Source organism: Methanomassiliicoccales archaeon, from assembly GCA_029907465.1.
Classification (GTDB): domain Archaea; phylum Thermoplasmatota; class Thermoplasmata; order Methanomassiliicoccales; family JACIVX01; genus JACIVX01.
In genome coordinates this window covers 1-8,565 of sequence record JARYLV010000034.1, presented here as the reverse complement: position 1 = coordinate 8,565, position 8,565 = coordinate 1, and the positions used below count along the sequence as shown (strand labels likewise).

Below are 8,565 nucleotides of genomic sequence, written 5' to 3'. Positions count from 1 at the left end.
CCCTTGCTTGAAAAAGCTCTTTGAATTCCTCTTTTCAAATCTTTCGGTGAATACAAAAAAATCTTTCCAGGCATCGTTTTCTCTTTGCTTATCTTCGTTTTGAAACGGCTTGCGTCAACTTTCGAAATAATATCTTTGACTTCCTCGAACTCTGCAGGATGGTTCTTTTGTATGTACTCCAACCCCCCATTAAACGAGTATTTCGCGATTATCTCCATATGGCTAATCGTAATGAAAATAACAGATATGAATGTTCTCAATCCGCACGCATCTTACTCCCAAACTATGGAAGATTACGATACTTGCGTTTCTAATTACCATTCGTAAATCTTACTGATACGGCCATGCTTAATGGACCTAATTATCAGCTTCCAAGCATTGTGAGAGCAACATGTGGAACGATAAATCGCAATTTAGATGATGCCCGGATCATATCTCTTTCCAGCCACGGCCATTTAATCGAAAATTCATCGATGGTTATATTCTTTCAATCTCAGGTCCATTACTTCCTAAGAAGATATCGAAATAAATCAAAAAGCTTGACTGTCAGCCAGGTTCTGTAACGAATAAAATCAAGTAAATCCGTTTTGCAAATGATGAATTTTGATGATTGACTTTTCTTTATTTCTGATCATGAAGATAGTAGTAAGTGACTCTCTTTCCGCTTATTGGGTCTTTCGTTTCCTTGCGCTTGATGAGATGTCCTTTTAGGCCCAGTTTTCTTATAACTGCGAGATAGTTGTGACCTAGGGCATCTGCAAGCTTACGTGCTGGAACCGGACCATTGGAGAGCAGATTTAGGACTAGTTCTTCCTTTTCCTCCGAGTTTCTCCATGATTCCCATTTTTCTCTTCTTTTCTCGTAGCACTCAATGCAATAGGTAGCTGGATACCGTTTATGGTATCTAATGTATGCGGTCTCACCAGCACGAATAACGCGGAGGCATTCATCGCAGCGTCGTTCTTTTCTAACTCTACGAATCTGACTCGTTTGCAAATTATTCGCTCTCCTTGATCTTGCTCTTTATTTTTCGGCCCCACGCAAGGTATATTTCCTCGGATAAATCCACTATATCACGATTCCCAAGTTTAGATGGATCCGCCAATGACATTACGACTCTTGAAAGAGCCATTATTACATTCGATGTAGCATAAAATACCTTATCTGTAGTTAGTTTATAAGCCTCGAAACTAACGTTCGTTTCAACTGTTAGCTCTGGGATCTTATCTGATTGGTCTAGATTAGAATACCACATTCTGGGCTCATCGATTTCTATCCAGTCGTGATAGAGTTTTAACTTAAATCCATCTAAATTTACAAACCAGAAGTCCTTAAGTTGCTTCGGCTTGTCTTTCGCTGGATTTCTAGCCCTCGAATTTTTAGGAACAGGTCTAGTTGCTGTTTCATTAATTGGGGGTCTTCGGGTCTCGGAAGGAACTTCGCCAAAGCCATGAGCCTCTCTTTCTAAGGCTCTTCGTCGCTCCTCCGGAAATATACCTGAGAGAGCCGGACACTCTTTCAAAGCTTCGGTCAATACATCAAGGCTCTTTTTTAGATCTTTATCGACTTTTGGCTCAACAACTGGTGCCTTTTCCTGAGCCATGAATGAACTAATTCTCGTGTGATCTGATGTTATTTCTTTCATTTTATCCTTAAGCATCTTGTATTCTTTTCTTTGGACCTCTACTTTGTTTTTTGTGAAGGAAACCGGAAAATCTATTGGTAGATAGATATGTCCAAAAATGTTCGCATGACTAGGATGATCTCTAATCCCTATCTTCTCGTAGCCCGTTATTAATCTCCTTCCTCGGTACAAATGAAAACCAAATTTGCTCGACATTGATCTTTTTTCAAGCAGATCGACCCATCCTGATATTGACATAGAACCAATATTGAATTTAAACACCTTTCTTTTTTTGAAATTTTTAAGACCGGTCGATTCAATGGCATTAATTAGACTTGGATCATCCTCTGATAGGAAAATTCGTTTTTCTGGTGTTATAGTCTTCCCATTGATATTTATTTCGAGTACATCCTCCTCTAGAAAAGCATCAAATCTTTCAGCGAGTCCATCAATAAGCTCCTCTTCATATAGTAATGGATCGACATGCAGTCTGTCTATCTTGATATGAGTATAGTGATCGCTCACGGGAGCATCGAAGTCTTCGACTTTTATAATCCAATCTGAAGTTTCTTTCCATTCATCGATATCCAAAACAGTCCTGTGGCCGATAGGTTCATGTATTCTTTTGCTTTCTATAAACAAGCGTCTCCCCAAGCTCATAGATGCTGTTTTCAAACCGAGACCGAAAGACCCTAGAGTATTCCCGGAGATTTTGTCAGACCTGGCCGCTTTGAGACAATTGTCAAAATCTAAAATTCCAGCGGATGTATCTCTTATTTCGATTGAATCATGATTTAAGTCAATAGTCACGGTGATTTTTCCAGGTATAATTTCAGAACCAGAAACGTTATCATATTTTGCGTCCAGCGCATTGTCGATAAACTCAGAAATTGCTTCTTCTGGGGTGAATCCAACGCTACCCAATTTCTCAATGAGACTCTTATCGGGAGTTATATCTACTGATCTCATACTCCCCCAACTCCAAGGATCCTCCTTAAATACCATATGAAATTAGGAATATTTAAAAGTATGAATACATTTAGTTGAAAAATAATGTCGTAATCATTTTCGCTCCCCCCCGCCCACCTCTTTGAACTCTGTTTCTCTTTGCTGTGGCACCGTTGGAGGAAGAGTTCCGTGCAGATGGAAAGAGACATCCAGCTCGAGAAGTTCCTCGAGATGATGGTCGAGCAGTTCGCGCACGACCTCGGCGAAAGTGCGGAAGAGTGCCCTGTGCTCAAGAGTATGATCGAGTGCCTGAGCGCGGTCAAGGCGAGCAACAACGCGGAGATCCGCATCGAGATGGGGATCGTCGGGACCGTCGAGAAGTCGGCGTGCCCGTGTGAGAGGAGGTATACGCAGAAATAAAAAATGGTCGAAGGACGAAGTACAGGTCATTGGCTCAATAGTCAGCAAGTCCGCGTATTCAACTGCGCAACTTCCTGTAAAGTGGTCTTTTCTTCTCCAGATAAGACACCGCGTCGCCCTCGTCGATGAATTCCCTACTAATGCCCATTTCAGTACTGCTGACGAGCACCTCGTGGACCTTCGAAAGGTAGGCGATCCGCTTAATCTTCTCGTCATCCAAAGAGTCTAGATCGGCAAACAGCCGGCTTACAAATTCCCTGTCGCACTTGCAATCAACACCGAGCTGGGACACGACACCCTCTGTATCAGGTACTGCTACGTCCAAGCTGGGCAGCGTTAGGCTGTCCCGGTCCAAAAACCTCACCCTTGAAAGCGCATTCGCGCCAGGTAGGGGCAGGCGCATTGGGTTTTTCACGCAATATATATCTCCGAGCCTGAACTCAGTGAAGTGGGGCATGGATACGGAATCGTTAGGGTCGTATCTGGGGATATTGAGCATTAATATCGCTACGTCCTCCTCCTTGAAGGTTCTCCAGACGTAGTCGTACGTGGCGGCGCAGTCCCTATGCGGCCTATATATCAACCCAAGCACATTAGTAGCACCAGTACCGACCGCCTCTTTTACTGCGTCGATGATTCCTTTGAACTTCCGCACATCGTGCCGGAGATCCACCACGAACATGAGGTCGGCGCCGATACCTTGCGTCTCTGCCGCCCTGATGGTGTCTCCTACAAACCTCTCGTCTTCCAGATCACCTACATATGGGACAGACAATATCGGAGAGTCTATCTCGGACTGCAGGGCGAACCACATCCTGAGGAATTGGTCCCGCTTTTCTTGATCTGAAAGAATATGGTAGGCGTTCTGACAGGGCTGGAGAATGATCACGACCATAGAAGCGTTCTGGGCGCGCTTCAAGACGTCCATTGTCTTGTCATAAATCTTACGGTAAGCGCCATTGGTGTCCAGGAATTGAACCAGTTCCGACTCGCTCAGGTCGTGCACGTCCACAACTAGGCTACCGCTGGAAGCAATCGGCCTCGTGATCGGGACGTTCTTTTTTGCGTTGAGTTCCGAGCGGCTTACCGCCCTGCACGGAGTCTTGATCTCGCCCTCTCTCAGCTTCAAGACCGCGGTCCTCGACCTATAGAATAGGGCTGGGACTGATTCGTCGCTCTCGTCAATGTTCCCTATCTTCACGGAGAGTCCTTTCATCCCCGCCCCCGGCCCCAGGTTATCTCTTTGTACTTCTCCTTGAGCTCAGAACGCTCTTTGTATTCTGGATAGTGCTGATAGACGTACCTCAGCAAGCCGTCCCTCCCGAGCTCATCCCATCCCATCCTCCTGGCACGTATCTCCTCCAATACCTCCGGCGGCATTTTATTTATAATTCTTGAGAAATGCTGCATGCCCCTCTCGCTTATGCTGAACTTCTCATCATTTGTGCCCTTCCGACCGCGCCTCTCAATAAGCCTTATTGATTCCATTTCTTCTAGCAGCTGGGCCACCCTGAAGCTGTACGGGCCGTAGCGGTAGGGGACAAACCTCATGTCGTCAACAGTCCTGAAGTGCTTCTTCAAAACTTCCTCCTGCAGTAAAAAGAGCTCTTTGATCATCACGGTCCTGCCGAATATGGGTTTGCGGGTCGATGCCAATAATAAGAGTATCGCCTCGTCCGCCATTATCTTCGGCACGGCGAGGTTCTTGTAGACTTCCTTGGCCTCCTCATATGAGTAGACCGGAGTCCCATCCTTCAACTTTTCCATCCAATATTCACCGCCTTTTCTTTTTTTATGAGCTCGTTCGCAACATATATTACATTATGCAAACCCCTTTGTAATCCTTTTCTTTGGTTTAAGACAAAATGATACAACGAACCGCCGTCCTGGAACCAGAGGTGCACGGTTCTTTTTTTCTTTGGGATTTTTGAGACCGCTATGGTTGCACAGGTCGCTTTTTCTGCTAGGGAGTTGATATCTATGCCGTAGTCCTTCATCTTTTGTAAGCACTGCTCCGAGTACTCCAAGTGTTCTATGATCCTGCCGCCCATGACGACGTCATAGTGCTGCTTGCACAGCGGGCACCTAACGCGAATAACGGATGTGTAGAAATATTGAGACTCTTTAGTACTAGTGATTACCCTGGCGTCTATCCCTAATGATGAAGTCTTTTGCTTTAGAAGTTCGGTCGTCACATTCCCCGCACCGCAGTATAGGCAACCCCCGTTAAAGGGACCGTAACCTTCGAACAATAGGAAATATCCCCCCGTTCATCTGGTAGCAGAGATCTTTAATCTTCCTATGAAAATTAGTATTTCTATATAATTATATTAATTTATCTGATGCTTGTCCCTTAAGAGAAGTTTACCAGGCTCGGCTAAAATGGACGTATCAGCTCTTTATGATTTGATCCGCACCCTCGGAGCAGAACTCACCATCTTCTCCATCATTCTTACCTCTGCTGTTTAATTCAATCGATTGCTACTCCACTTTCCGATATTTGTTCTTTCGAATTTCACTTTACTGTCCTGAGTTGTCCTGCTTCCCTTTGCTTTGCTTATACTTTTCCCTTGCCTTTTGGAAAAGTGATGGATCCCTCTTAACCTCGTCGAGTAACCATTTCAAAAATTCCTCTGAATAGCGAAAAGAGCCATTGCCGTAATAGCTTATCTTTTTCATGTACATGTCATTTGATTCCAAATCATACACCTTTATCAGAATCTTTATGTCGTATCTGTTGATTTTCTTACCCCTTATTTGTGCATTAATTTTTTCAACTATGTCCTTAAGTGCGTAAATATAGTAGTCCTCGACTTTAATCCTGGCCACCCTTTCGGTTCTGTCATCCGTCGTCGCACTTACTCCCGTTTTTCCTGGTGCATGGGTTAAAACTTCTATCTTTACCCCTGGCGCGGCTTCAAGCACCTCAATGACTTTTTTCCTACGCCTTTCAAGGAATCTATCATACGACTCGCGGATGTCATTCTGGTCTCCTGGTTCAGTTTTTGTGCCGTGCCTATAATAGATAGTGCCACGGTGAAACGCGCATTTCTTTCTGCTGGGATCCGTTCTATCTGTGTATTCACCTTCCTTCGTGAAGACCAGCGGAGGATTGACCTCTTCAATTTTCATGACGGCGACCTGCTTCCCATCCTTTTCTGCGCGCTGTATTTCGAACCCACAAAATTGCACGGAAGTGTATTTGTTTATTTGATCGGTGATCTTTGCAGGATCCCACTGCAGAATTTTGAGATCGTCTCCTGTGGGGTTTCCGCTGTTGTCGACCCCGAAAACTATGTACCCACCGCCTGAGTTTGCGATCGCGACTATTTCCCTGACTATATTGAGAACATGCAGTTCATCTTTCGGATCGAATGAGCTCTTAAACTCGATTTCCTTGGATTCAGAGGTTTTTTCTAGACATTCCTTTACCCAATCTCTGGCTTCCCCCTCATGCCGACCTGAGTCCACAACAAATCACCCCCGACATCAGCCAGCTCTCCATTTCGTCCATCACCGCTCTTCCTCCCTCAGTATCTCCTCGATCTCCGCGACCTTCTCCGCGACTTTCTTGCCTTTTTCCGTCAGGGAGACGGTCTTCGTGAAAGGAGGGACTGTGCTGATTTTTTCTTCAAGGAGACCAGCTTCAATGAGCTCGTCTACTCTGATCCGTGGTGCTCCTGTGGATTTAGAAATTAAGTTGTAAAGGATTGATCGGAAGAGGGGACCTTTCCTCTTCAAAACGACGAGTATCCTTAACGCGTATGTGTTTTCTAATATTTCCAAAGGCGAGGTATAGATCATAATCGAAAATCGCAAATCGAAAGATTTAATTCTATTACCGATTAGCGATTATCGATAATCGCAACCCTTAAATCCCAATACTTGCTTTACTATTAGCGATAATCGACAATCGGTGAGACCATGGTATTGCTCACGACTGTCAAAATCACTGACAAAGGGAGAATTTCGTTAACGAAGCCAGTAATGGAGGCTTTGAGAGCTAAGATTGGCGATCACGTCGTTCTTTACAAAGACGACCAGGGCAGGGTGTACCTGGCCAAAGTCGTCCCGCCGGAGGCGTGAGCCGTGGCGGAAGTCGCAATGAATACAAATCCCGGGCGGGGGCGCTTCCTCCCGTATTCCCCCAAAGGTACTGGTCGCCTTGCCCGCCGCCCGGGGCCCCGCTTTTTCTCAGGAGGGATGGGATGCATAATATCTTTGGAAATGCATACGGGTGGTAGAGATGCCTACGGCCGAGAGGCGTCTCCGCAGCGATCTGGAGGACTACCTCCGCGCCTTAGCGAGGTGCGGGAGGGCGAACCGAGAAACGGTGGTCCAGTACAGGCGCGAGATTACGAATGCCCTGAAGGCCTTGGCGGACGCAGGGATGGAATCGACCCTGCGGAATATAGGGGAGGAGGAAGTGGACTACTTGCGACGGGAGGCCTGGGCCGACGAGGCCCCGGCGACTCAGCGCTGGAAGCTCGCGATACTCAACGGCTTCCTCAAGTACTACGGCAACAATGTGATAGACAGGATGATGATCGCGTGGCCGCAGGGGAGCCGGATGAAGGTCGATTGGCTCACACCGGAGGAGACCCTCAGGATCCTCGACGCGGCCCGCGGCGTGGAGCGGATCGTCGTACACCTCGAGCTCCGCCTCGGCCTCAGGAGGGTGGAGGTAAAGAGGCTGAAGTGCTCGGACATCCAGTATGTTTGGGCCGGCGGGGAGTGCCTCGGGTACATCAATGTGCACGGGAAGGGGCGCGGCGGCGGGAAGTGGAGGACCATCGCCTTCGCGCCGGACACCGAGGCGGAAGTGAAGGCCTGGGAAGAGGAGAGGGAGAGGATCATCGAGGAAGCGCTCTCGCAGAGGCCGGATCAGGAGGTCCCGCAGCAATTCGTGATATACTCTCAGCACGGGAGGCTGGGGTCCTACAAGGACACGGCGCTCGACAGGATCGTCGCACGGGCTGCGCAGAGGGCTGGGATCGACAGGCCGGTGTCGAACCACACGCTCCGGAGGACCTGCGGGAGGAACTTACACTACGCGGGCGTGGCGATCGAGGAGATCGCGGCGCTCTTCGGGCACGCGGACACGAAGCAAACGATGGAGTACCTCGGGCTCACCGTCGAGGACCTCAGGAAGGCGCAGGAGAAGGGCTACTCGTTTCTGAGGGAAGTAAGGAAGGGGGTCAGGACCTCGCCCCTGCAGGCGATCCGCGTCTGCAGGTAGAGCCAGACCCTAATCATAAAATGACTGGATGGGCCCAAGGAGATTTGGACTCCTGACCTCCCGGTTATCAGCCGGGCGCTCCAACCAGGCTAAGCTATGGGCCCTTGCGTCTCTGGGAATATGTCATGTCATTAAAAACCTTTCCTCATGATTAACATTGAGAGGGTCTTAAACACCCCAACTCATGCAATATTCCATTGGCAATGACATAAGTGCTTAATATCGCTCATGCCGTTAAGTACATGATCCAAATGACGTCTGGATTAAAGAACAGAGGTCGGAAAAAAGAGGATGTAGACGATCGGCGAAAGGCCGTTGAAGAATTTACTGGTGT

11 protein-coding genes and 1 tRNA gene are annotated in these 8,565 nt (G+C 47.4%); 3 read left to right on the top strand and 9 right to left on the bottom strand.

Annotation, left to right across the window (positions count from 1 at the left end; all coding sequences use genetic code 11):
• From QHH00_08370 to QHH00_08360, 3 genes are all read right to left on the bottom strand, one after another.
• A partial coding sequence (locus QHH00_08370; protein ID MDH7509384.1) for a hypothetical protein occupies positions 1 to 218 on the bottom strand: 218 nt, incomplete at its 3' end.
• Between the two features lie 403 nt (positions 219 to 621).
• Positions 622 to 996, bottom strand: coding sequence for a hypothetical protein (locus tag QHH00_08365; protein MDH7509383.1), 375 nt, complete (start codon positions 994 to 996; stop codon positions 622 to 624).
• Between the two features lies 1 nt (position 997).
• Positions 998 to 2,629: an ATP-binding protein gene (locus QHH00_08360; GenBank protein ID MDH7509382.1), complete on the bottom strand. Its 1,632-nt coding sequence runs from the start codon at positions 2,627 to 2,629 to the stop codon at positions 998 to 1,000.
• Between the two features lie 102 nt (positions 2,630 to 2,731).
• Here QHH00_08360 and QHH00_08355 point away from each other — a divergent pair, with 102 nt between their 5' ends.
• The gene (locus QHH00_08355; protein ID MDH7509381.1) at positions 2,732 to 2,992 is read left to right on the top strand and encodes a hypothetical protein; all 261 of its coding nucleotides are present in this window, start codon (positions 2,732 to 2,734) and stop codon (positions 2,990 to 2,992) included.
• A 58-nt stretch (positions 2,993 to 3,050) separates the two neighbouring features.
• Here QHH00_08355 and QHH00_08350 read toward each other — a convergent pair whose 3' ends face one another.
• The 5 genes from QHH00_08350 to QHH00_08330 form a co-directional block, all read right to left on the bottom strand.
• Positions 3,051 to 4,208 carry a hypothetical protein gene (locus tag QHH00_08350; GenBank protein ID MDH7509380.1) on the bottom strand — a complete coding sequence of 386 codons (1,158 nt, stop codon included), beginning with the start codon at positions 4,206 to 4,208 and terminating at the stop codon, positions 3,051 to 3,053.
• Entirely contained in the window at positions 4,205 to 4,759 is a 555-nt protein-coding gene (locus QHH00_08345) for a hypothetical protein (GenBank protein MDH7509379.1), read from the bottom strand. The genes QHH00_08350 and QHH00_08345 overlap by 4 nt, the downstream gene beginning before the upstream one ends.
• Positions 4,747 to 5,244: a hypothetical protein gene (locus tag QHH00_08340; protein MDH7509378.1), complete on the bottom strand. Its 498-nt coding sequence runs from the start codon at positions 5,242 to 5,244 to the stop codon at positions 4,747 to 4,749. The genes QHH00_08345 and QHH00_08340 overlap by 13 nt, the downstream gene beginning before the upstream one ends.
• Before the next feature lie 268 nt (positions 5,245 to 5,512).
• Positions 5,513 to 6,463 (bottom strand): putative DNA binding domain-containing protein, encoded by a 951-nt coding sequence (locus QHH00_08335; GenBank protein MDH7509377.1) that lies wholly within the window; start codon positions 6,461 to 6,463, stop codon positions 5,513 to 5,515.
• A 42-nt stretch (positions 6,464 to 6,505) separates the two neighbouring features.
• Positions 6,506 to 6,796 carry a hypothetical protein gene (locus QHH00_08330; protein ID MDH7509376.1) on the bottom strand — a complete coding sequence of 97 codons (291 nt, stop codon included), beginning with the start codon at positions 6,794 to 6,796 and terminating at the stop codon, positions 6,506 to 6,508.
• A gap of 120 nt (positions 6,797 to 6,916) precedes the next feature.
• Between QHH00_08330 and QHH00_08325 the strand changes: the two genes are divergently transcribed.
• Both QHH00_08325 and QHH00_08320 read left to right on the top strand, forming a co-directional pair.
• Positions 6,917 to 7,078 carry an AbrB/MazE/SpoVT family DNA-binding domain-containing protein gene (locus QHH00_08325; GenBank protein ID MDH7509375.1) on the top strand — a complete coding sequence of 54 codons (162 nt, stop codon included), beginning with the start codon at positions 6,917 to 6,919 and terminating at the stop codon, positions 7,076 to 7,078.
• 160 nt (positions 7,079 to 7,238) lie between these two features.
• Positions 7,239 to 8,231 carry a site-specific integrase gene (locus QHH00_08320; protein MDH7509374.1) on the top strand — a complete coding sequence of 331 codons (993 nt, stop codon included), beginning with the start codon at positions 7,239 to 7,241 and terminating at the stop codon, positions 8,229 to 8,231.
• A 29-nt stretch (positions 8,232 to 8,260) separates the two neighbouring features.
• Here the strand turns inward: QHH00_08320 and QHH00_08315 are convergent.
• Positions 8,261 to 8,335: transfer RNA gene (locus tag QHH00_08315), tRNA-Ile, on the bottom strand.
• Positions 8,336 to 8,565 lie beyond the last annotated feature (230 nt).